Consider the following 22,677-nt stretch of genomic DNA (forward strand, 5'->3'; position numbering starts at 1 on the left):
TTGTGCTGGGGACATACGATGTCCCTGAACGGATAAAAGTCTTTTTGCTTTCACCGCCGCAACTCCATGCTGATCGGCCCTTCGCGCCGCCCATGGGTAAACTGGTCCACCATGGGGTTGCCGCTGTTCAGCAGCGACGCCGCCGGCCCCTGCCAGATCAGCTTGCCTTTGTAGAGCATGGCCGCCTGGTCGCCGATGCGCTGGGCGGAGGCCATGTCGTGCGTGATCGCGATCGCGGTCGATCCCAGCTTGCGCACGCAATCCACGATCAGCCCGTCGATCACCGCGCCCATGATCGGGTCCAGCCCGGTGGTGGGTTCGTCGAAGAACAGGATATCGGGCTGCCCGGCAATGGCGCGGGCCAGGCCCACGCGCTTCTGCATGCCGCCCGAAAGTTCCGAAGGCGACAGCGCCCCCACCGAGGGGTCCAGCCCCACCTGTTCCAGCACCCGACCGGCCGTGGCGCGGGCCTCGGCCCGGCTGGGGCGCTTGCCGTGCTTCCGCCCGGCGGCCAGCAGCCCGAAGGCGACATTTTCCCACACGCTGAGGCTGTCGAACAGCGCCCCGTTCTGGAACAGCATGCCGATCGTCTCGATCACCGCTTCCCGCCGCCGCGTGGGCAGCGACAGCACGTCGACACCGTCGATTTCGATGGTGCCGGCATCGGCCGGAATCAGCCCGAGGATGCAGCGCAGCAGAACGGACTTGCCGCTGCCCGACCCTCCGATAATCACCATCGAGGTGCCGGGCATGACGTCGAGGTCGATCCCGTCGAGCACGACTTTCGGCCCGAACGCCTTGCGCAGGCCGCGAATACGGATCTTGGGCGTGGTCTGGGTCATTGCGAGAAGAACACGTCGGTCAGGAGGTAATCGGACGCCAGCAGCAGGATCGAGGCCGCCACCACCGCCGCCGTGGTGGCCGATCCCACGCCCTGCGCGCCCCCACGGCTGGTATAGCCATGGTAGCAGCCCATCAGCGTGATCAGGAAGCCGAACACCGCCGCCTTGGCCAGCCCCACGGTCACGTCGATCGTCTTCACCGCCGCGAAGGTGGCGGCGATATAGGCCGGCGCCGAGAAATCGAGTTTCACGACCGACACCACGAAACCGCCCAGCACACCCAGGATATCGGCCACCAGTACCAGGCAGGGCAGGGCGATCGTGCCGGCCAGCAGGCGCGGCGTGACCAGATATTTCATCGGGTTGGTGGAAAGGGTCGTCAGGGCGTCGATCTGGTCGGTCACGCGCATGGTGCCGATTTCGGCCGCCATCGCAGCTCCCACCCGTCCGGCCACCATCAAGCCCGCCAGCACCGGCCCCAGTTCACGGGTAACGGCCAGCACGACGATGCCGGCAATCGCGCCCTGCGCATGGTACTGGGCAAAGCCGGTATAGGATTGCAGCGCGATCACCCCGCCCGAGAACAGGGCGGTCAGCGCCACCACCGGCAGCGAAAAGAAGCCGATCTCGATCAGCGCGCCGAAGAAGATCCGCCAGTAGAAGGGCGGTCGCACCAGATGCGACAGGGCAGTCAGGCCGAACAGGGTCAGGGCACCGGCGGTCCGGACCAGATTCAAGGCGGCACGCCCGAGTGCTGCGATGAAATCGAGCACGGCGTTCACGCGAGGCGTAACCGGCTGGCCGGCCGGGCAACATGGGCGGAGCGATCCATCATATCTCCTGCCGTAGCGCGGCCGGGCCGGCGCGTCAAAGGAAGGGGAAGATGAGGCGATCCCCAAAAAAAACGGCGCCCCGAAGTGCGCCGCCGTAGTCTAGGGAGGAAACGTCCATGAAGCGCGTATCAGTGCTGCTTCGACTCTATCTCATGATCGTGAAGACGCCCCGAGTCAAGAAAATTGTGCGATGCAATATATTGTCGCACATGCCCTGTTGCCGGCGCGCCTATTCCACGTCGAACCGGCTGATTATTCCCCGGCGGCGGCATGCCGCCGGTGCCACAGCATGCAGGTCAGCATGCCGGCGATGCCGCCCGTCATCGTGGCCGCCACCGGCACGGCGCTGGTCAGCGGCAGGTAGCCCAGCAGCACCCCGCTGAGCGACCCGATGGTGAATTGCAGGGTTCCCAGCAGGGCCGAGGCGCTGCCGGCATGGTGCCCATGCCGGGTAAAGGCCAGCACGGTGGCATTCGGGTTGACGAAACCCAGCGAGCCGGTGATCAGCCCGATCATGGCGCAGACCAGCAACGGGTGGCGCGGCCCGGCAAGCCCGGCGATGGACAGGATCAGGAACAGCCCGGCCGACAGCGTAATCGCCACCACGCCGCGCTGCATCAGCACATGCGGCGCCACCCGGTGCACCAGCCGGCCGTTGATCTGGGCGCCGGCAATGAACAGGGCGGCATTCATGCCGAAGAACAGGCCGAATTGCTGCGGCGTGAAAGACAGGATCTGTTCGAACAGGATCGGCGCGCTGGCCAGGTAGGCGAACATCACGAAGGCCGAGAACCCCAGCAGCAGCGCCGCCGAGAGAAACATTGGCTCCCGCGCGATGCCGACATAGCGCCACAGCACCGTCGTGACCGACAGCGCAATCCGCCGTTCGCGCGGCAGCGTGTCCGGCAGGGTCCAGGCAATCGCGATCACGCCCGCCACGCCGTAGAGCGTCGCGAACCAGAAGATCCAGCGCCAGTGCCCGACCGACAGCACCAGGCTGCCCAGGCTGGGTGCGAGGATCGGCATCAGGCCGAACACCAGGGTCAATTGCGCCATGATCCGCGCGCCTTGGGCGCCGGTGGCGATATCGCGCACGATGGCACGCGGCACCACCACGCTGGCCGACCCACCCAGCGCCGCCAGAAAGCGCCAGACGCAGAACATGTGATAACCGGCCGAAAGCGCGCATCCGGCCGAAGCGATGCTGAACAGCGCCAGCCCGCCCAGCAGCGGCACCCGCCGTCCCAGCCGGTCCGACAGCGGCCCCTGCGAAAACTGCCCGATCGCCAGCCCCGCGAACCAGGCGGCCAGCGTGATCTGCGCCGAGCCGGGTCCGCCGCCCAGTTCGCTGTCTACCGCCGGAAAGGCCGGCAGATACATGTCGGTCGCCAGCGGCCCGATCGCCGTCACCAGCCCCAGCAGGATCACCAGCCAGGCGGGCAGCGAACCGACGGGAATGCGGTGGCGATAGGCAAGCGTGGATGGGGATGTGGGCGTGGAGGGGGAACTGGAAAACGACATGGGACTGCGCCGTGAATCCGAATAACGAAGGGAACCGTATGTCACGGTTTCCGCGCCATCTGTCCATTGCATTCGGCAGGCGTGACGCCGCGCGGGCACATGGCAGATACGCGCCTGTGGTTGGATTGGCGGCCCGGACCCGCTATGTCACCACCACATTACTGAACGTTCCCAGCAAAGGTCTCCTCCGATGAGTGACACGCCCCCCGATCGCCTGTGCGCCAACGCCGAAAGCCCGTTCCACAATGCCGCCCTGCTGGAGCGCGGGATCGGCGTGCGCTTCAAGGGCGTCGAGAAGACGAATGTCGAGGAATATTGCATCAGCGAGGGCTGGGTGCGCCTGGCCGTCGGCCGGACGACGGACCGGCGCGGCAACCCGATGACGATCAAGCTCCAGGGCCCGGTCGAAGTCTGGTTCAAGGACGCAGAGTAATCCTGCCGCCCGGCTGACCTCCGAAATTCGCCTACGAATTTCGGAAGCGGGCCACTAGGATCGGCCTCCATACGAATATCAGCGTAAGGAGACACCCATGGCCCCGACCCAGACGGATATTCCCGACAGCGACCGCTTCACCGTCGTCATCGTCGGCGGCGGGGCGGCGGGCCTGACGGTCGCCGCGCGCCTGCGGCGCGCGCGGCCCAACCTGTCGATCGCGGTCATCGACCCGGCCACCACCCATGCCTACCAGCCGGGATGGACGCTGGTGGGGGCCGGCGTCATGGCCCTGAAGGACACGTTGCGGCAGGAAGGCGGGCTGATCCCCAAGGGGGTGCGCTGGCTGCGCGCCACCGTCGCGTCCTTCACCCCGGAAGACAATACCGTCACCCTGGCCGACGGCCGGCGGGTCGGCTATCGCCGCCTGGTGGTCTGCCCCGGCCTGCAACTGGACTGGGGCAAGATCGACGGCCTGACGGAAACGCTGGGCCGCAACGGCGTATGCAGCAATTATTCGCGCGATACGGTCGAATATACCTGGGCCTGCATCCAGTCTCTCAAGGGCGGAACGGCGCTGTTCACCCAGCCGCCGATGCCCATCAAATGCGCCGGCGCACCGCAGAAGATCGCCTATCTGGCCTCCGACCACTGGCGGCGCGAGGGCGTGCTGAGCCGCATGAAGGTCGAATTCGACGTGGCGGGCGATGCCCTATTCGGCGTGAAGTATTTCGTGCCCCCGCTTCAGGATGCCATCGATTATTACGGCATCGACCTGCATCTGAAGCATAACCTGGTCGCGGTCGACGGGCCGAGGCGCCAGGCGACCTTCGCCGTCACCGCGCCCGATGGCAGCAGCAGCATGGTCACGCGCGGCTTCGACATGCTGCATGTCACCCCGCCGCAGAGCGCGCCCGATTTCATCAAGTCCAGCCCGCTGGTCAATGCCGCCGGCTGGCTGGATGTCGATGCCACCACCCTGCGCCATGCCCGCTTCGACACCGTGTTCGGCCTGGGCGACGTCATCGGCACCAGCAATGCCAAGACGGCCGCCGCCGCCCGCGCCCAGGCGCCGGTTGTGGTCGAAAACCTGCTGGCCTCGCTCGACGGCCGCCCGCTGGCCGGAGCCTACGATGGGTACGGTGCCTGCCCGCTGACGGTGTCGTACGGTCGCGTGGTACTGGCGGAATTCCTCTATGGCGGCGTGCCGGCCCCCAGCTTCCATTACGACCAGCGCAAGCCCAGCCGCTTCGCCTGGATCCTCAAGACGAAAGTGTTCCCGCAGCTTTACTGGAACATGATGCTGACCGGCCGCGACGTGCATCTGCCGCACAAGCCGATCAAGGACCTCTGAAAGCCTGATCGGAAATGCGCGCTGGTGGCGATCCGGCGCGCGTTTCCTGCGCGTCGGTGCTCACGGCCATCAAGGCCGCTGCGCGGCCCTCTCGCTCGCCAGCCCCCATTTCCGTTCAGGCTTTGAAACCGTCGCCGGGGCGCGGACCAACTGCGCCCCGGCAAGGATCGGTCTCTTTTACCGCTCGTCGATCGCCCGCTTGGGCAGTAGCGCCGGCACGAAGATCAGCGTGGCCAGCAGGGTGCAGGCCAGCGACAGCAGCAGCAGCCGGCCCATGCTGGCGGTGCCCGGATGGTGCGATGCCGCCAGCGAGCCGAAGGCGGTGCTGGTCGTGAGCGCCGAGAACAGCACCGCCCGCGCCGTCGGGCTGGAGAGCGGCGCGCGCACCCCCGCCCGCCAGTTCATGACGAAATAGATGTTGAACGACACCCCCACGCCCAGCAGCAGGGGCAGGGCGATGATGTTCGCGAAGTTGAGCTGCTCCGGCACCATGATGATCAGGATCACCGTCATCAGGGCCGACAGCAGCAGCGGCGCCAGCACCAGGGCCATGTCCAGCACGCGGCGCAGCGCCACCAGCAGGATCACCGCGATCATGCCGATGGCCGACAGCGCCGCGAAGACGAAGGCATGGACCATGGTGGCGGCGCTTTCCACCACCTCCACCGCCGGGCCGCCGGCCTCGGGCGCCACGCTGGTAATTTCGTTCACGTAGCGGCGCAGTTCGGCATTGCTGTCCATGCCCGCCTTGGGATGGATCGAGACCATGGCGCGGCCATCGGGCAGCAGATAGTCCCGCCGGATCGACGCCGGCACATCGTCCTGGGTCACGGCGTGGGCGCCCAGCATCTGGCGCAACTGATCAAGCTGCGCGGGCAGGAAGCGCACCAGCGCGGTATTCGCCGCCATCAGCCGCTCGTCCGGCGCGTGTGCCAGCCGCTCCAGCGCCGCCTGGATGCGGCGCAGCGGGTCGTGCGGGTCCAGCCGGTCCAGCACGGCGCCCAGGTCATGCGCCGATTTGGCGGCCGAGGCGCGCAGGGCAGCGGCGTCCGGCGCCGGGCGCGGATTGGGCACCACCAGCGTCGGCAGCAGGATCGAGGCCGCATCCTGGATCATCGCCAGCTTGGGTGTCTGGTCGGCGGGCACCAGCGTGCCCAGCCACATCGCATCGTCCACCATCGGCAGGCTGGACAGGCGGTCGGCCAGCATTTGGGCCTGCTTCAGGTCGGGCACCAGCACCTCCGCGCCATAGGGCGAGGATTGCGGGTCCTTCATCAGCAGCTTCAGCGTGCGCATCCCTTCCGACTTCGGGTCCTTGGTATGCAGCGGGTCGGCATCGAAAGTCAGCACCGGGATCAGCGCCGCCCCCAGCACCGCCAGGAAGGTAAAGACGCTGAGGATCTGCGTGCGATAGAGGCGCACCGCGCGATCCGCCGGCTTGGCGAAGGCAAAGCCCGCCACCTGCTGGTCGAGTGGCGGATGAAACAGAAGCAGCAGCGCCGGCAGCAGCGTAACGGTGCAGATAAAGGCGATCAGCATGCCGAAGCCGGCGATCAGCCCAAGCTGCGCCACGCCGACGAAGGCGGTGGGCGTAAAGGCCAGGAAGCCGGCCATCGTCGCCATGGCCGCCACCAGGATCTGGTGGCCGGTTTCCTCACCCGTATGTTCCAGCGCCGTCCGGATCGGCGGAATCTGGCCCGAGGGCAGGCGCTGGGCACGGAAGCGCACCGAAAACTGGATCGCGAAATCAACCGCGATACCCACGAACAGCACGGCGAACGCCACCGAGATCAGGTTCAGCGTCCCTACCGCCAGGGCTGCGAACCCGGTCGTCAGCACCAGCCCCGAGACCAGCGTCACCACGATCGGCACGATGATCCGCCAGCTCCGCACCGCCAGGAACAGCCACAGCGTGACCAGCACCAGCGATCCCACAAGCCCGGCCACCATGCCTTGGGCAACGGTGGCGAACTCCTCGTCACTGATCTGCACATCGCCGGTGATATGGACCCGCGCATGGCCCGAGCGCACGAATTCCAGCCCGGCGATCGCCTTGTGCATCGCGTCGCTGGCCTCGCCCCCCGGCTGGAACGATCCGTAATCCAGGCGCGGCCGGGTCACGACGAAGACATATTTGCCCGCCAGGTCGGCCAGGCTGCCGGCCAGCAGCCGCTCCCACGACAGGGGCTGGGGCGTGCCGTCGGCGGCCTGTTCCAGCGTGTTGGCAAAGCCGTTCAGCGCCGGCTGGAACGTCTTCAGGTCCGCCTGGCCCTGCGACACGCCCAGGGCGATCAGCGACAGCGCGTCAAACAGCCCGCGCCCCGACGGGTCGGCCGCCAGCCCGCCCAGGAAGGGCTGCGCCGTCACGGTCGTATCCAGCACCGAGGACAGGTTCTTCTGGTCCAGGAACAGCAGCCCGTTGCGCACCAGATACGGGTCGTCCTGCGGAATGGTCACCGACATGAAATGGGGGTCATGCTGTAGCCGCGCGGCCAGTTCGCGCGCCGTGACCAGCGCCTCTTCCGGCAGGTCGGCATCGATGACGGCCACCATCTGGTCCTGGTTCTGGGGGAACAGGCGCGCCAGTTCGTCCGACCGCTGCTTCCACGGCAGGGTGGAGGAAAACATCGTCCCGGTATCGGTCGTGACCCCCAGCCGCTGCATGCTGGACACAACCGCTCCCCCGACCAGCAGTGCGAACAGCACCAGTGTGAGCACGGCATGGCGGGAACAGAACGCCACAAGGCGACCGATCGGAATGGACGGCATGATTCGTAATTCAGCCCTTGAGGTACGGACGGCGCGACTGCAACGAAGGTGATGCCACGCGATGGGGGATCGTTTGACCCATGATGATAACCGGATGCAAGGCGCATGTTCGGCATGCCGCCTTGCCTGTCAACGTGGGGGAAATGGTTTCGGCACGTATCACAGCCGCCGGGCAGGAGAAAAAACAGTATATTAAGCCAGCGTGTGTCCCCGCAGCCTCGTCAGCCGCACATCCCAGGGGGCCCATCAATGGCCGGGCAGGCCAACACCGTGGTCCAGCTTGCGGCTCGGCCCGCGCCAATGGGTTTCCATCCACTGCCAGCCGGCCAGGGCCGGCAGCCCCCACGCGATCTCCCGCAGCCGCTTGATCAGCGACAGCCCGATGGACACTGCCGGCGGCAGGCCGCACAGGCTGCCGACCAGGATAAACCCGCCTTCCGACACGCCCAGGGCGCCGGGCACGGCGAACCCGACCGATTTGGCTGCCTGTCCCACGCTTTCGATCACGAAGCCGTGGGCCAGCGAACGGTCATGGCCCATGAAATGCAGGATCAGGCACACCTCGACCGCCCCGAGCGACCACGCGACAAGCTGGCAGAAACCCGCCCGGATCGCGTGGCCGGGCGCGGTGTACAGCCCCATGATCTCGCTATGCAGCCCACGGATGCTCTCCACCCCCGTCCAGCCCAGATGGGCCGCGATGCGCACCAGCAGCCGCTCGACGACCGAAACCGCGCCCAGGCACTGGCTGCCGAGGAACACCGCCCCCAGCACCAGCGCCACGCCCGCGCTTTCCACCAGTTCGTCCGTCACGGATGACCGCTTGACCAGGTACAGCAGCAGCGCCAGCCCCATCAGGGTAAAGACCACCTGGCTCAGCAGTTCGATCGTCAGGTCGCAGATCGTCGCCGCCGCCGCCCGGCGCAGGCCGGGCCCGCGCCGCGCCAGCAGCCGGGCCGAGATCACTTCCCCCCCGACCTGGGCAACCGGCAGCAGGTTGTTCACGCCCTCGCGCACGCAGCGCAGCGCCATGTAGTCCCGTAGCTTCAGCTCGGGTTCATCCCGTCCGGCAATGATCTGCCAGGACCGGGCGGAGAGCAGGACCTGGATGGCATGAAACACGATCGCGGCCAGGATTCCCCAGCCGCCGACCATGACCAGATGCAGAATGGCGTGTATGCCGAAGCGGGAAAGCAGCCAGAGCGTGAGCGCCATGCCGAACAGTCCGGCGGCCAAAGTCACCAGCTTCATTCCGTGCCCCCGCGTTCCGGCCCAGCCAGACCCAGCGCCGGCATCCGCCGGCATGCAGGGGCAGCGTATCAGCCCTTGATTTTGCGTATCAAGGCCAGACTTTCCACACAGGCCGCCGCGGCCTCGCGTCCCTTGTTATGTTCGTCATGGCGCGAGCGCAGAAAGGCCTGCTCGTCGGTGTAGGTGGTCAGCACGCCAAAGGCCACCGGCACCTCGGTCGCCAGCGATGCCTGCATCAGCCCCACCGCGGCCCCCAGGCTGATAAACTCGAAATGGGCGGTATCGCCCTTGATCACGCAGCCCAGGCAAATCACCCCTTCGTACCGCCCGGTGCGGGCCAGGGTCTGGGCCAGCAGCGGCAGTTCGTAGGCCCCGGGGGCGTAAAGCAAATCCTCGTCAGCGATGGTGATTCCGTGCTCGCCCAGCCATTCCAGGGCGCCGTCGCGCAGGCCGTGGGTCACGGTCTCGTTAAAGCGGCTGACCACGAGCGCCAGGCGCGGCGGCTCGGCGAAGGTGAGGTCGGGCGAGGTCGAGGGCTTGTTGGTGCTCATCGTCGGTCTTTCACTCCGCCGCCGCGTCGATCGCGGCAAAAAGCTGGTGCCCCATGCGGGTGCGCTTGGCATCCAGATAGGCGCGGTTGAAGGGATTGGGCGCGATTTCCAGCGGCACGCGCTCGCGCACGGCAAAGCCATGCTGTTCCATCGCCGTGACCTTGGCCGGGTTGTTGGTCATCAGGTCCAGCGTCCGCACCCCCAGCGCGCGCAGGATCGCCCCGGCCGCCGTCCAGTCGCGCGCGTCGGTCTCGAACCCCAGCCGGTGGTTGGCGTCCACGGTATCCAGCCCACGATCCTGCAAGGCATAGGCGCGGATCTTGTTGGCCAGGCCGATGCCCCGCCCTTCATGCCCACGCAGATACAGCAGCACGCCATTCTCCGCCGCGCCGATGCGCGCCAGCGCGCCCTGAAGCTGGGCGCCGCAATCGCAGCGCATCGACCCCAGCGCATCGCCGGTCACGCATTCCGAATGCAGCCGCACCAGCGGCACCGCGCCTTGCTTCGCAGGGTCGCCCTTCACCAGGGCGACATGCTCCGTCCCGTCGGCGGCCCGAAAGGCATGGATCACCAGATCCTCACCGCCATAAATGCTGGGCAGCGCGGCCTGGGCCACCTTCTCGATCCGCGGTTCGGGCGTGGCGGCGGCAGCGGCCTCGCAGTCGCGCAGCCAGTCCGCCAGCTCCGCGATCGACAGGATCGGCAGCTTGTGGCGGTCGGCATACAGGCGCAGGTCGTCCATCCGCGCCATCGACCCGTCCTCGTTCATGATCTCGCAGATCACGGCGGCGGGCGCCCGGCCCGCCAGGCGTGCCAGCTCGATCGAGGCCTCGGTGTGGCCGTTGCGCGCCAGCACCCCACCGGGCACCGCGCGCAGCGGAAAGATATGGCCGGGCGAAACCAGGTCGGCCGGGCCGGCACCCGGCGCCACCGCCACCTGGATGGTCCGGGCCCGGTCGGCGGCGGAAATGCCGGTATCCACCCCCTCCCGCGCCTCGATCGAGACCGTGAAGGCGGTCTCGCGCGGGCAGGTATTCACCCGCGTCATCATCGGCAGGCCCAACTGTTCGACCAGTCCGGCCTCCAGCGGCAGGCACACCAAGCCGCGCGCATGCGTGACCATGAAATTGATCGCGGCAGGCGTGACCAGGTCGGCGGCCATCACCAGGTCGCCTTCGTTTTCCCGATCCTCGTCATCGACCAGGATCACCATGCCGCCCGCGCGGATCGCCTCGATCGCGGTCCGCAGGCGCGGGCCCATTACCGGTACTGACATAGTGTCTCCACATATTTGGCAATCACATCCACCTCGACATTCACCGCGTCGCCGGGGGCAAGCGTGCCCAGGCTGGTATGGGTCCAGGTGTGGGGAATGATCATCAGGGCCACAGGAAATTCGTCCGGCCCGGCACCCGCCGTTCCGGTCTCGCCGATCTCGTTCAGCGTCAGGCTGATGCCGTCCAGGGTGATCGACCCCTTTTCGACCAGGTATCGGCGCAGCGCGGTGGGAATGGCAAAGACCACCCGCCGCGCCTCGCCCGCCGGCTCCACCGCCAGCAGGCGCCCGGTGCCGTCCACATGCCCCTGCACGATATGGCCCGACAGCCGGGTGGCCGGCGTCACGGCCCGCTCCAGGTTCACCCGCCCGCCCTCGGCCAGGCGGCCCAGGCTGGTCCGGTCCAGCGTCTCGATGCTGATAAAGAAGGACGCATTGCCTGCCGCGTCGAATTCGGTGACGGTCAGACACACGCCATTGACGGCAATGCTCTCGCCCATCGACAGGTCGCCGATGCCGGTGGCGATCGCGACATGCAGCGCGCGGTCGCCGCGCCGGGCCTGCGTGACGGTGCCCAGATGCTCTATGATGCCGGAAAACATGCTTCCCCTTCAGGCGCCGTCAGCACGGCCGCCAGTTCCGGGAACAGGCGCAGCGGCGTATCCGTCCCCGTGCGAACGGCCACATCCAGCCGCTCGGTTCCATCCGGGCCGACCCCGATGGTCAGCCAGTCATCCCACAGCCCCGCCGCGCGCAGCGCCGCCAGCAGGCCGGGCCCGGCCTCGACCAGGGCCCACAGCACGCCGGCCGCGCCCAGCATCTCGGGCAGGCGGGTGATGTCGTCGCAGATCCGCACATCGAACCCGCGTGCGGCCGCGTTCGCGCGCCAGTCCGCCGGCACCCGGCCATCCCGGTCGCACACGACCAGCAGCCGGGGCGCGCGGCCCGCATGATCGGCCACCCGGCGCACATCCAGCCCGGGCCGGTCGGCCAGCACCGTGCCGATGCCGGTCACGATCGCATCGGTCGCCCGCCGCAGCCGGTGCGCCAGCGTCAATGCGGCATCAGAGGTAAAGGTGGTCCGTCCGGCGGGCGGGATCATGGAGCCGGCGGCATCGACCGCCTGCTTCACCGTCAGCCACGCCCGCCCGGTCCGCGACCAGTGGGCGAACGGCGCGATCAGCGCCCGGCACGCGGCGGCCAGATCCAAGTCGTGGTCCAGCACATGCACGGCGCACCCTCCGGCGCGCAGGCGGTCGATGCCGCCGCCGGCGACGCGCGGATTGGGGTCGGCCACGCCCACCCACACGGTGCGGATCGGCGAGGCCAGGATGGCTTCCGAGCACGGGCCGGTGCGGCCGGTATGGTTGCAGGGTTCCAGCGTCACGACCGCGATGGCGGCCCGCGCCATCAGCCCCAGTTCGGCGCATTGGCGCAGCGCCAGCGCCTCGGCATGCGGCGTTCCCGCGCGGTGATGGGCGGCGACGGTCAGGATTTCGCCATGGCTGTCGAGGATGGCGCAGCCCACGGGGGGATTGGGGGCGGTGGCGCCCACGAAGCGTGCGGCCTCGTCGATCGCGGCACGAAAGGCCCGCGCGATGGGGGCAGGCATGGCTACGGACGCAGTTCCACCGGTCGGGGCATGCCCCGTTTCCTCGGATTCCGCACTGACCGCAGACATAGCCAAAACCAATGGTCCCATCCAGCGGACGGACCCGGGGCGCATCAACCCGACGACGCGCCACGAATGGCGCGCCTTGCGAGCATCGTTCTCTCTCATCCGGACTATGACCGTCGGCTCCGGAATCACACCGGATCTGCTGTCCCCACCCGACCATAAGGCCAGATGGGCGCTCGCGGGCTTATGCGCGACCGGCACGATGACCGGGCGCAATTACCGCCGGTGGGGATTTTCACCCCGCCCCGAGAACGTCAGTTCAGCCGGCTACAGGAACCGGCACGTCAATACTATTGGGCAAGCGCCCGCAGGAATGCAAGAGGCATGCCGCAGGCCCTTGCCCGATGAGAGGTTATCGCTCCGACGCGCCGGTCGAGCGCGTTATCGCATTCTGCGAGGCACTGGCCCCCCGCGACACGTTATGTCCGACCGAACTGACATCCTGTCCGGCGCCGCGCACCGTGTTGCAGGCCGACAGCCCGGCCGACAGGCCCAGCATCCCGACAACCAGCAGGGCCGTGCGCGCGATGCCGGATGTAGGGAAATGTGAATGGTCCATGGAAGCCTCCGTCACGGATTGATATTACTCAAGAAACCCCGATGACGGCCCAGAGTTCCCGACCGCTCTCCGGCCCGGTAACCTGTTGGCGGATGGGAGCATGCCGAGACGATGAGACATTCCGGACGACGGACGATCCTGCGGACGATGCTGGCAGCCGGTGGGGCAGGGCTGGCCGCCGGTTGCGCCACTCCGCCCTCCAGGCGGTTCGCCGCGGTCGACCGGCTGGTGGCACGCGCGATCGCGGCGGGCGAAACCCCCGGCGCCGTGGTGGTGGTCGCCCACGGCGGCATGGTCGTGCATCATCGGGCCTACGGGCACCGCGCGCTGCAACCGCATGCCGAACCGCTGGACGAGACGACCGTTTTCGACATGGCGTCGCTCACCAAGCCGGTGGTGACCAGCGTGGCCGTCATGCAGTTTTTCGAGGCCGGCGCCTTCCGGCTGGACGATCCCGTCTGCCGCTATCTTCCGGACTTCGCGCGCAACGGCAAGGCGCCCATCACCATCCGCCACCTTCTGACCCATTATTCCGGCCTGCCGCCCGACCTGGACCTGTCCACGCCCTGGCAGGGCAAGGCGGAAGCGGTGCGCCGCGTCATGGATACCCGCCCCGATCATCCGGTCGGTGAGCGTTTCGTCTACAGCGACATCAATTTCATCACGCTGGGGCTGCTGGTCGAGCACCTCTCGCATCAGAGCCTCGCCCAGTATGCGCACACCAGGGTCCTCTCTCCGCTGGGCATGACACACTCACGCTTCCTCCCGCCCCCCTCCTGGTACCCCACCATTGCCCCCACCCAGTTCGACGAGCACGGCGTGATGCTGCGCGGCATCGTTCATGACCCCACGGCCCGGCGCATGGGCGGCGTGGCAGGCCATGCCGGGCTGTTTTCCGGCGCTGCCGACATGACGGTCTACGCGCAGGCCCTGCTCGACCGCCGAGCAGGCCGCCCCAGCGCCTTCCCCCTGAAACCCGAAACCCTGCTCCTGATGACCACCCCCCAGCAACCGGCAGGCAAGGACGATTGGCGGGGCCTGGGCTGGGATATCCGCACGCATTATTCCTCGCCCCGGGGCGAGGTGTTTCCCATGGGTTCGTTCGGTCACACCGGCTTTACCGGCACTTCGCTATGGATGGATCCCGCCAGCGACAGCTTCGTGCTGATCTTGACCAATCGGGTGCATCCATCGGGCGGTCACAGCGTCGTGCGCCTCCGTCACGATGTCGCGACCGAGGCCGCCCGCGCCCTGCAAGCGCCCTGACGGCGGATCGCTCAACACCATATTCCGGTCCTGCACGTCGCGGTATTCAGAGTTTTTGACGGAGAATTTCCGATGGATTCAGCCTTCATCATCCGGCTCGTTCTGGCAGGTCATGCATGACTGTCACCCCCGAGGCGACCGATGATGCCCTGCCGCCCCCGCCCGGCTTCGTTCCCCTGCCGGAATCCTTGGCCAGCAGTTTCAACCTGGCCAGCGGCGGCTTTCTGGTCGCGCAGGAAGCGGGCGCGTTGATCGGCGGCTTTCGCGTGACTGCCGCATGCTGCAATCGGGCAGGCTTCTGTCACGGTGGCAAGCTGGCGACTGTGTGTGACGTCTTCCTTGCGCTGGCGGTCGTCTTTCGGGAGGATCTGCGCGACGATTTCCTGCCCACCGTATCGCTGACGATGGATTTCATGGCGCCGGTGGCCCGGGGCGCCTGGGCCGAATTGCAGGCGGACACGTTGCGCATCACCCGCAGTCTGGTCTTCGCGCAGGGGCTGGTCGTGGTGGACGGTATTCCGGCCGCGCGGGCCAGTGCCGTCTATCATCGCACCCCGCCTGCCCGTGACAGTGCGCATTCCATGGGCGCTGCCCTACGCGCCCTTCTGTAATGGGATAGCGACCCGCATTCTAGCGGGTGGCAGCGAACATTGCAGGGTCGAGCGCTCGATTGAGCAGCAGGGCCAGACGGACCCCCGCTTTCTTCAACTGTTCCGTGACCACGCCGCGCGCCATGGCGTCATATCCGGGCGGCAAGGCCATGGGGGCTGCATCCTGCTGGCATCCAGGGGGGGAGCCGATGCTGTAAGCATCCGTGCGGGCAAGTTCGAAGCTCTGCTGGACCCATGCCTTCGGGTCGCCCTGTTCCCATTCCTGCTTCTGGCCCGTCGTGATTTCGTGGAACAGCCGTTCGGCCAAATGCTGTGCGTTTGGGTCGACCTCGGACACCGCCACGGTGTCCCAGTAGCTGTGCAGATTCACGGTGCGCGGGCCGCCCAGCGCCAAGCGTACGCAGTTGCCGCCTTTGTCATGATTGTCGGCGGCGTGCAGCGGCTGGTGCATGTCCGCCACGAAATGGATGACATATTTCAGCGCCAGCGCGCGTTCATCCGGGCTGGTTGCCGGATCGGCGAGTTCATGATCGAAGGCATCCAGACGGTCGATGACGCAATCTTGTGCCGGTCCGGCGCTGGCAGGCGCTGATGAGACGGGAAAGCCATGGCAGGCGGATGCCAGGTCGGGGTGGTCGATCTCGATATCGACAAAATGCCACTCGCCGGTCTCGGGATGGGTGCGGCGCCAGACATCCGCCCAGACCGCCCGCGACATCAGGTCCGGCCGCGTGGTCGTGTCGTGGTCGCTGGCCAGAATCGCGTCGACCGTGTGCCGGCTGGTGGGCGTCAGGTAATCCCATGCCAGAGCGGCGACCACCTGGTGACCTTCAACGCCCCATGCGCCGGCTTTCTGCGGCCCGGACAGAAGCCCCAGCAGCAACGATGCCGCCCCGATCACGCCCAGGCCTGCGCGTCTGCCGTTTCTCCGCACCTGATCGGCCATGCTTCCCCCCTTAGTTGTTTTACCTATCCGGTCCCCTGGAGCCGGAAGTCTGTCGTACTTTGCCACGCCGGCCCGCCCTCTGGAACCGTTCCCGGATCGTTGTCATGGAGATGAAAAAAATCGTTGGAAAGGGGTTGTCGTTTTCCGATCTCTCGGTTAAACAGCGCCCCACGACGCACCCGTAGCTCAATTGGATAGAGCACCAGACTACGAATCTGGGGGTTAGAGGTTCGAGTCCTTTCGGGTGCGCCATTCTCCATCTACAATTTTTCGAAATTGACGGTTCTGGCCGCTGGGCCTGTTCGCGTCTCCGGACTCAATCCGGACTCATTCGAAACACCATGCCAGCAGGATCAGGCGTAGCTTTTTCCTGCAATTTCGCGGGTGCAGAAATTTGCCCTTGGCGCGGTCCGGCCCCCAGGGGCGGCTAGAGATCGAACACCCCCCACCGCCATGCTCATCCTTTCGGCCCTGCTGTTTGATTGCTTTGATTGTTTTCAAACGCGGCCCAAAAAATCTGCGCGTGAGCCTGGTGCGGTTGGCCCCCCGAAGGGCGGATCAAGATTTGACCTCCCCCCTTAGATCCATGCCTGCGCTAGATATGCGTTTTATGCATGATGATCGCGGGTGCTCACCTCATCTTTTTGCCTCCCTTTCTTCCACCCTCTTAGAAAAAAGGTGTAACAGGTGTAGAAGGTGTAAATTCGTCTATAAGTTACTGAAATAGAATTGTTATTTCGATTACACCTTTGGCTTTTTGGCATTCTGAAAGGTGTAGATAGGTGTAACTCCGCGACCGGTCGAATGGCAGTTTTCTGCCGATTTCCTCTTTTTGGCTTCATCCGAGCGTCAGTTATCCATAGGATTTCGGCGTCATGTCGTCGCGTTTAAGTTATGCGTTGAGGTCATGGCTTTGGGCGATGATCGGTCGGAGACGGTCACAAAAACGGGAAGAAAACCACCGCGCTGCCCGCGCGCACCGGGCAAGCTTCGCGAAGGTCAGGCCGGTCCGGACTCGGCTTCTGCCAGGCAGCGATAGACTGAGGTGCGGCCGATGCCGAGGCGTCGGGCAATCTCGGTGCCACCGATTCCTTGCGCCGCCAGTGCCCGGACCTCGGCCGCCTGGTCGCGTGCTGTCGGTTTGCGGCCCAGATACTTGCCCTCGGCCCTTGCCTTGGCGATCCCTTCGGCCTGCCGTTCCTTCATGATATCGCGCTCGAACTCGGCCACGGCGGCCAGCATGGTCAGCATCAGCTTGCTGGTGGGGCTGGTCGTATCCAGCACCATGCCGTTCATGGAAAGCACGATCAGGCCGCAGCCTCTGGCCTTCACCGTTTCGACATGAGCCAGAAGGTTGGCCGTGGACCGAGCCAGGCGGTCCGGCTTCGTCACCACCAGCACATCGCCGGGTCGAAGCTGATCCAGTGCAGCAGAAAGCTGGGGGCGATCGGTCAGTGACCCGCTGACCTGTTCGGCATAGACCCGCTCGCACCCGACCGCGCGCAGGTCACGGGCCTGAGCATCAAGGCCGGCAGTCTGTTCGGCGGTGCTGGTACGGGCGTATCCGATCTTCATGTCCGGCTTCCAAACTGTTCCAAAAGGTCTAGGCCCTAAACCCTTATCGTTCCAGAAGTCAGAAAACAACCCTTTTGGAACAGTTTTCTGTTCCAAAACTGTTCGAGGTCGATTGTTCCAATAGAGCTTGCCCCAATGGAACAGTTCCAAGCCATGTACTGCGCGCATGGGTCTGTCGGAGGGACATTGGAGGCAATGAATGATGCCTTGCCGCCATCGGCCCGACCGACGCGGCCCGCATGTTCTGGTTTCGGTATCCGCACGGCCCAGGTAGACGGGGAAGCGTGCGCAAGGCCGATAGGAGGAGGTCAGTTGATATGAAACGTAAGATTGATCCGATTTACCCGACCGACGAGGAAGACGCCGCGATCAATCGCGGCATTGCGCTGGACGCGGACAATCCGGAATTGACCGATCAGGACTTCGCACATATGCGGGAGGCCGCTGAGGTGGTGCCCGATATCGTCGAGGATTATCGGCGGCGTGTGCACGGCTCTCAAAAGGCCCCCGCCAAGAAGGCCGTTTCCATCCGTCTTGATGCCGACGTGGTTGAGCGCCTCAAGGCTGGTGGCCCCGGATGGCAAGAAAGAGCGAACGAGATGCTTCGGCGGGCCGTGCTGAATGAGGCGGAGGGGTAATCCAGCACGGCGCCGGCAGGCGTATTAGGTGCGGTGGACCTTCAGCCCGCATCGCCTGCGTCAGATCCAAGGATGGCGGCCCGGACCTCATAGGCGCGCACGGCCTTGAAACCCGGCGGGCTGACAACCTTGGCCATCTTGCCATCCGCGCCTGACACCAGAAAGCCGCGATCCACCAGCACCCGCTTCGCCTCGCGCCCGTTCAGGCCAGACAGGGCTTCATTCATGCCGGCGCTGCTGAGATAGAAGGTCCAGCCCATCCGACCGTCATCCTGTTTCTGCCACCGCTTCCAGCCCGCGCGGTTCTGGGTCCGGAAGCGTTCGCCCGGCGGTTCGGACGGATCGCCGCTTTGCGGGGCGTCGGTGATCTGAGGATCAACCCACCGTTCAAAACGTCCTTCGCCGTTGCGGGACAGGAAATCGCGTAGCTGTTCGACGGCCTGTTCGTCTTCACGCCGGCCGGCGGTTCCGCGTGCTTTCAGCCAGGTGTCGAAGCACAGTCTCACCAGTTCAGGCGCCGTGTCATCGTCCCAGCCTGTCAGGCCAAAGCCGGTGGCCAATTCACCGCCCAGGGCGACGATGGCGAAGCGTCGGGCGACGGAACGCACCTGCCCGGACGCCTTGGGCCAGTTCCGCAGGTAATGGTCCGTCAGTTCGACCACGCGAGCCCGTAGGGCATCGCGCATGGCCTGTTCGCTTTCCGTGGCCAGTCTTTGTGTCAGCCGGGTGAGGAACGCCCGGAACGGCGCACCGTATAGCTGCCCCGTCTCGGCACGCAGATGCTCGGCCAGTTCGCCCGGTGCGTCCGCATGATGCAGCCTCTCGAACAGGCCCAGCCCGGCGCCAGCATCGGCCGGCACATCGACAAAGCGGACTTCCTGCCCGGCCTTGGTTGCCCGGCCGGCTTCCGCGTTCATATCCGCCAGGGTCCGTTCGCCGGTAGAGAGGAACAGAACCTTCCATCTGGTCACGGCCCGCGCGCCGCCGGTTCGGCTGGCCCGTGCCTTGCCGGCCCCGTTGCTCAACATATAGGCGGTGTCGCCAGCCTCGCGCGGATCAAGCTGGCCCAGTTCATCCAGGCACAGCAGACCGTCGCAGGCCGCCAGCGCCACGCTTTCAAGGGCATTGCCGGTGGCGCGCCAGCTTCGCACATAGCCCTCGGCACCGGCCTGCATCGTGCCGCCGCAAACAGATGCCGCCACCCGCAGAGCGGTGGACTTGCCCAGGCGGCTGGCCCCCACGAGCGAGAATCCGCCGCCATCCTCGCCCATCAGGGTCAGCAGGGGCGCGGCGAAGGCGGCCGAGGCGGCCAAGGTCAGGCGGCTATTGCCACGACAAAGCGCACCGATCCGGTCCCGCCATTCCTCTGCCGTACCGCTGACACCGAACAGATCGGGTTCCGGCGATTCCTGCTGTAGGACCACCCGTTCGTCGGCCATGCCGAATGTTGCGGTGGGCAGCACATAGACGCTGCCGTTGCGGAAGGCGTGCCAGCCGATCCGCATGACGCTACGCGCCCGTTCCTCAGTGGCGATCAGGGCCAGCCATTCGGTAAAGGCGTTCTTCGCGGCTGTGCTGCTGGCCAGTGTCAGGCCGCCATTGGCCAGACGACTGCGCAATTCGCCGGCCTCGCCTGAAAACATGGCGCGTGGAAAGGCTTCTTCGTGGCGGACACCATCGCGGTCGGTCCAGCCCAGCAAGAGGCCCCAGCCATTGCCCTCGGCATCGCGCGTCTCTGCCAGCAAGTCGATGGGGCCGGCAATGAAGAGCGGTGACGCGCCGTCATCGGTCGGGCGGCGCCATAGGCCGCTGTCGTCGCGGCTGAAACGGCGCGATACGCCTGGCGGTGGGCGGCCCTGTTCGACGTTGGTACCACCGCTGGGGAAGGCCACGACCTCGGCGGACTCGACGGCCTGTCGGACACCCTTACGGCCCGTGCCGGTCGGTTTCTTGCTCATACTCGTTCATCCTCAGGACATCATTAAAGTCCGAGTTAGGCATTGAAGGTTTGGCGAGGTGGACGGTATGGCCGCGCTGGCCGAACCATGCGCAGGCGGCTTGCAGCGCCTTGGCTGCCGCTGGATTGTCGCCATCATTGTCGCCGCAGATCGTCACGTCGCGGATCGCGTCTGGCAGTTCCAGCCGCCCCATGTTCGACAGGCTGACCGCGCACAGGACGCGACGTTCCGGACACGCCAGCGCCACGGACAGGCCGGTTTCGATCCCCTCCGCGACGATGACGCTTTCGCCCGGTTCGGCCATGCTCAGGCTCTTGCCCGAGGCGCCGCGCCATAGGCGGACGGAGCCGCCCGCGAAGCTGCCCAGCACTTTCTTGCCGGTTTGCAGATCTGCCTTGGTCCATCCGCCGGCGGGCGTCGGTGCCAGCCAGGTGCGATGCACGGCCACCAGCTTGCCATTCGGTCCGCAGATCGCGGCCAGCATGGCTGGCAGCGGGCGGCTGACCTCACCGCACCAGGTAGCATGGTGAAAGCGCAGACTGCCCGGCTGGCGGCCCATCTCGCGCAGGTCGATCCCCCGCCCGCGCAGGTAGGCTTCGACCGGTGTGCCGGCGATTCCGGCGGGGGCTGCATGCCAAAGCTGCCGGGCTTTGGCCCGCCGGCGCTGTTCGTCTTGGTCCTGATCGGCGCTGGTGGCTTTGGTCGCCACCGCCCGCCGGGCAATCGCCGGGACTGGGCTGTCATCCAGCCCCAGCCAGGTGCGAGCCCAAGCCATGGCGTCCCGCCGGTTGCCGCCGAACAGAACCGCCGCCACCAGATCAAGTGCATCCCCGCGCTCGCCCGAACTGAAATCAGCCCATACGCCCCGCCGTGGCCCGGTCAGGCGCACGGCAAGGCTTTGGCCTTTCTCGCCCGCGCAACTACCGCACCGCCATTCCGCACCCTCGCGGTGGCCATGCGGCAGCAGCTCCAGCGCGAGAGGGTGGACCCGCTCGGCCAGGAGCTGTGCGAGCGTTGCCGCGTCAGCCCGACGCATGGACCAGCCGGATGCCGGGAACGGCAGCGATGTTTGCTTCTGCCGTTACGAAAGCCCGCCCCGCGATCAATTCATCCACGGCTCGGTCACGGGTGGCAGCCAAGTCAATCAGGCTGTCCCATCCAATAGTGTCCGCCCAGCGCCAGAATTCGGCCGTGCGCCGGTTGCGTCGCAAACTCAGCCGGAACCAGATCAGCCCGAACCGCATAGGCAGAAACAGCCTGTCGGCTAGCTCCGGCGGTTCGTCAGACGTTAGGTCGGAAAAGGATTCTTCCGCCCGCAGCAAGATATTCAGTTCGGGCCAGGCCGTCATAATGCCGATTACAGCGCCCTGAGAGGGTGCCGGGTGGAAATCGTTGCCGCCATGTTGCCGCAGAATGGTGCCCAGATCGGGCTGCCAAGGTGCGTCGTGAAGATAAGTATTGCATGCGCGGCAAAGATTCATGAATCGGGCCAGAAGATTGGGGCCTGTTCCATCCGGAGCTTGGTCACTCCATAGGAAGGTCGGGGGGGTGTCCGTGTGCCGCGCGTCGATTGCGGCCATCTCTGCGGCGGTCAGCATGAGGCGGCCTCCCACTTCGGCAGAAGCTGCGCTAGGTGAGTCAGGCCCCTGGCGGTCAATAGGACCTGATGACGCGAAACAAGGTGCCCGTCGCGATCGGGAATGTCGGTGACGCGGTAGGCGAGAAGGCCTACCCGCTCCTTATCGGCATGGGCTAGCCACGGTCTGCTGGGCTTCTGGCGATAAATCCATCGGTGTTTGTGGAGCATCGCAAGGAACTGGCCACGAGGGCGCCCAAGGGCTTTTGCCCCTTCGGTCAGGCTGACCTGATCCGTGGACTGTGCCAGACGGTCATAGGCCGCCGCCTTGGGCGCCAGTGTATCGATCGCCGCCCCCTGTCGCCGGATGGCTTCCTCAGCGGCGGACAAGGCGCGGGCGACAAGATCGGCCTGACTGTCGCCGGGGGCGGACATGACATAGCCACCGGTTCGGCGGATTGAAGGAATGACTTCGGAAGTCAGCCACTTCTTGAACCGTTTGGCGGCCTTCTTTCGACTACTCAGAACGAGAGACCACAGGCCGGACTCATTGATCACCGTCATTTCCTGCCGACCGCCAAGGGTATCCATAATATGGATACCCTTTTCGTCGCTATCGAGACGGGCTGCTGCGTTGCCGGCATTGGTAATGCCGAGCACCGAACATACGGCAGTGAGAGGCCACCAGGGCATATTGTCGCGGTGGATGACAGGAACCTCCTGCCCCTCGAAGGCAAATTGCTGGACTAGGGCGTTCATGCCGCACCGCCGATCAGGCGCACGGTGGCGTCGGAGGTAGAGCGCACCGAACGGGAAGCGACCCACGCACGTAAGGCAGCATGAGTGTAGCCGACCCGGCGTTCGGAAAGCTGCACATAAGGCGGGCCATCACCAGTCCGGCGCCAGTTCTGCAAAGTGCGTCCGGAAAGGCCCAAAAATTCGGAGGCTTGCCGCTCCGAATAGACCCTAACGTCGTCGCTATGAGCGGGAAGATTCCGCTCTGGATAGTGGCTCATATAAACTCCAAAATTGGTGTTCAT

Annotated in this window: 22 protein-coding genes, 1 tRNA gene and 1 riboswitch; of the genes, 6 read left to right on the plus strand and 17 right to left on the minus strand. The window is 66.0% G+C overall.

The window, feature by feature from the left end; translation table 11 throughout:
• Nucleotides 1-50 precede the first annotated feature (50 nt).
• From ACMAUO_RS11640 to ACMAUO_RS11650, 3 genes are all read right to left on the minus strand, one after another.
• Nucleotides 51-842, minus strand: a complete 792-nt coding sequence (locus tag ACMAUO_RS11640) for an ABC transporter ATP-binding protein (protein WP_420357031.1) — start codon at nucleotides 840-842, stop codon at nucleotides 51-53.
• The gene (locus tag ACMAUO_RS11645; protein ID WP_420357032.1) at nucleotides 839-1,624 is read right to left on the minus strand and encodes an MlaE family ABC transporter permease; all 786 of its coding nucleotides are present in this window, start codon (nucleotides 1,622-1,624) and stop codon (nucleotides 839-841) included. Before ACMAUO_RS11645 ends, ACMAUO_RS11640 begins: the two co-directional genes overlap by 4 nt.
• Nucleotides 1,625-1,927: 303 nt before the next feature.
• Nucleotides 1,928-3,196, minus strand: a complete 1,269-nt coding sequence (locus ACMAUO_RS11650) for a multidrug effflux MFS transporter (protein ID WP_420357033.1) — start codon at nucleotides 3,194-3,196, stop codon at nucleotides 1,928-1,930.
• Between the two features lie 190 nt (nucleotides 3,197-3,386).
• Here ACMAUO_RS11650 and ACMAUO_RS11655 point away from each other — a divergent pair, with 190 nt between their 5' ends.
• Nucleotides 3,387-3,629, plus strand: coding sequence for a DUF3297 family protein (locus ACMAUO_RS11655; RefSeq protein WP_114725014.1), 243 nt, complete (start codon nucleotides 3,387-3,389; stop codon nucleotides 3,627-3,629).
• 97 nt (nucleotides 3,630-3,726) lie between these two features.
• Entirely contained in the window at nucleotides 3,727-4,983 is a 1,257-nt protein-coding gene (locus tag ACMAUO_RS11660; protein ID WP_420357034.1) for an NAD(P)/FAD-dependent oxidoreductase, read from the plus strand.
• Between the two features lie 177 nt (nucleotides 4,984-5,160).
• Here the strand turns inward: ACMAUO_RS11660 and ACMAUO_RS11665 are convergent, their stop codons facing one another.
• From ACMAUO_RS11665 to ACMAUO_RS11695, 7 genes are all read right to left on the minus strand, one after another.
• A complete protein-coding gene (locus ACMAUO_RS11665) occupies nucleotides 5,161-7,752 on the minus strand; it encodes an MMPL family transporter (protein ID WP_420357035.1) in 2,592 nt (863 codons plus the stop codon).
• A 246-nt stretch (nucleotides 7,753-7,998) separates the two neighbouring features.
• Entirely contained in the window at nucleotides 7,999-9,003 is a 1,005-nt protein-coding gene (locus ACMAUO_RS11670; protein ID WP_420357036.1) for a lysylphosphatidylglycerol synthase domain-containing protein, read from the minus strand.
• A 68-nt stretch (nucleotides 9,004-9,071) separates the two neighbouring features.
• Nucleotides 9,072-9,554 carry a 6,7-dimethyl-8-ribityllumazine synthase gene (ribH, locus tag ACMAUO_RS11675; RefSeq protein ID WP_420357037.1) on the minus strand — a complete coding sequence of 161 codons (483 nt, stop codon included), beginning with the start codon at nucleotides 9,552-9,554 and terminating at the stop codon, nucleotides 9,072-9,074.
• 10 nt (nucleotides 9,555-9,564) lie between these two features.
• Nucleotides 9,565-10,815: a 3,4-dihydroxy-2-butanone-4-phosphate synthase gene (ribB, locus tag ACMAUO_RS11680; RefSeq protein WP_420357279.1), complete on the minus strand. Its 1,251-nt coding sequence runs from the start codon at nucleotides 10,813-10,815 to the stop codon at nucleotides 9,565-9,567.
• Nucleotides 10,815-11,432 carry a riboflavin synthase gene (locus ACMAUO_RS11685; protein WP_420357038.1) on the minus strand — a complete coding sequence of 206 codons (618 nt, stop codon included), beginning with the start codon at nucleotides 11,430-11,432 and terminating at the stop codon, nucleotides 10,815-10,817. The genes ribB and ACMAUO_RS11685 overlap by 1 nt, the downstream gene beginning before the upstream one ends.
• Entirely contained in the window at nucleotides 11,414-12,442 is a 1,029-nt protein-coding gene (gene ribD / locus ACMAUO_RS11690) for a bifunctional diaminohydroxyphosphoribosylaminopyrimidine deaminase/5-amino-6-(5-phosphoribosylamino)uracil reductase RibD (protein WP_420357039.1), read from the minus strand. The genes ACMAUO_RS11685 and ribD overlap by 19 nt, the downstream gene beginning before the upstream one ends.
• Before the next feature lie 152 nt (nucleotides 12,443-12,594).
• Nucleotides 12,595-12,765: riboswitch (FMN riboswitch) on the minus strand.
• A gap of 95 nt (nucleotides 12,766-12,860) precedes the next feature.
• Entirely contained in the window at nucleotides 12,861-13,067 is a 207-nt protein-coding gene (locus ACMAUO_RS11695; protein ID WP_420357040.1) for an entericidin A/B family lipoprotein, read from the minus strand.
• 111 nt (nucleotides 13,068-13,178) lie between these two features.
• Between ACMAUO_RS11695 and ACMAUO_RS11700 the strand changes: the two genes are divergently transcribed.
• Nucleotides 13,179-14,333 (plus strand): serine hydrolase domain-containing protein, encoded by a 1,155-nt coding sequence (locus ACMAUO_RS11700; protein WP_420357041.1) that lies wholly within the window; start codon nucleotides 13,179-13,181, stop codon nucleotides 14,331-14,333.
• Nucleotides 14,334-14,449: 116 nt separating this feature from the next.
• Nucleotides 14,450-14,944, plus strand: a complete 495-nt coding sequence (locus tag ACMAUO_RS11705; protein ID WP_420357042.1) for a PaaI family thioesterase — start codon at nucleotides 14,450-14,452, stop codon at nucleotides 14,942-14,944.
• 19 nt (nucleotides 14,945-14,963) lie between these two features.
• Here ACMAUO_RS11705 and ACMAUO_RS11710 read toward each other — a convergent pair whose 3' ends face one another.
• Entirely contained in the window at nucleotides 14,964-15,890 is a 927-nt protein-coding gene (locus ACMAUO_RS11710) for a S1/P1 nuclease (RefSeq protein WP_420357043.1), read from the minus strand.
• Between the two features lie 175 nt (nucleotides 15,891-16,065).
• Between ACMAUO_RS11710 and ACMAUO_RS11715 the strand changes: the two genes are divergently transcribed.
• Nucleotides 16,066-16,142, plus strand: a tRNA-Arg gene (locus tag ACMAUO_RS11715).
• A gap of 747 nt (nucleotides 16,143-16,889) precedes the next feature.
• Here the strand turns inward: ACMAUO_RS11715 and ACMAUO_RS11720 are convergent.
• Nucleotides 16,890-17,465 (minus strand): recombinase family protein, encoded by a 576-nt coding sequence (locus tag ACMAUO_RS11720; protein WP_420357044.1) that lies wholly within the window; start codon nucleotides 17,463-17,465, stop codon nucleotides 16,890-16,892.
• 317 nt (nucleotides 17,466-17,782) lie between these two features.
• Here ACMAUO_RS11720 and ACMAUO_RS11725 point away from each other — a divergent pair, with 317 nt between their 5' ends.
• Nucleotides 17,783-18,103, plus strand: a complete 321-nt coding sequence (locus tag ACMAUO_RS11725; protein ID WP_420357045.1) for a BrnA antitoxin family protein — start codon at nucleotides 17,783-17,785, stop codon at nucleotides 18,101-18,103.
• 41 nt (nucleotides 18,104-18,144) lie between these two features.
• Here ACMAUO_RS11725 and ACMAUO_RS11730 read toward each other — a convergent pair whose 3' ends face one another.
• The 5 genes from ACMAUO_RS11730 to ACMAUO_RS11750 are packed head-to-tail and all read right to left on the minus strand — an operon-like array spanning nucleotide 18,145 to nucleotide 22,677.
• A complete protein-coding gene (locus ACMAUO_RS11730; protein ID WP_420357046.1) occupies nucleotides 18,145-20,061 on the minus strand; it encodes a DUF927 domain-containing protein in 1,917 nt (638 codons plus the stop codon).
• Nucleotides 20,030-21,097: a DUF7146 domain-containing protein gene (locus tag ACMAUO_RS11735; protein WP_420357047.1), complete on the minus strand. Its 1,068-nt coding sequence runs from the start codon at nucleotides 21,095-21,097 to the stop codon at nucleotides 20,030-20,032. Before ACMAUO_RS11735 ends, ACMAUO_RS11730 begins: the two co-directional genes overlap by 32 nt.
• The gene (locus ACMAUO_RS11740; protein ID WP_420357048.1) at nucleotides 21,084-21,659 is read right to left on the minus strand and encodes a hypothetical protein; all 576 of its coding nucleotides are present in this window, start codon (nucleotides 21,657-21,659) and stop codon (nucleotides 21,084-21,086) included. Before ACMAUO_RS11740 ends, ACMAUO_RS11735 begins: the two co-directional genes overlap by 14 nt.
• Complete coding sequence (locus tag ACMAUO_RS11745) at nucleotides 21,653-22,396, minus strand: phage antirepressor (protein ID WP_420357049.1); 744 nt, start codon at nucleotides 22,394-22,396, stop codon at nucleotides 21,653-21,655. The genes ACMAUO_RS11740 and ACMAUO_RS11745 overlap by 7 nt, the downstream gene beginning before the upstream one ends.
• Complete coding sequence (locus ACMAUO_RS11750; protein ID WP_420357050.1) at nucleotides 22,393-22,677, minus strand: helix-turn-helix transcriptional regulator; 285 nt, start codon at nucleotides 22,675-22,677, stop codon at nucleotides 22,393-22,395. Before ACMAUO_RS11750 ends, ACMAUO_RS11745 begins: the two co-directional genes overlap by 4 nt.

The organism is Gluconacetobacter brunescens (assembly GCF_048695475.1).
Taxonomy (GTDB): domain Bacteria; phylum Pseudomonadota; class Alphaproteobacteria; order Acetobacterales; family Acetobacteraceae; genus Gluconacetobacter.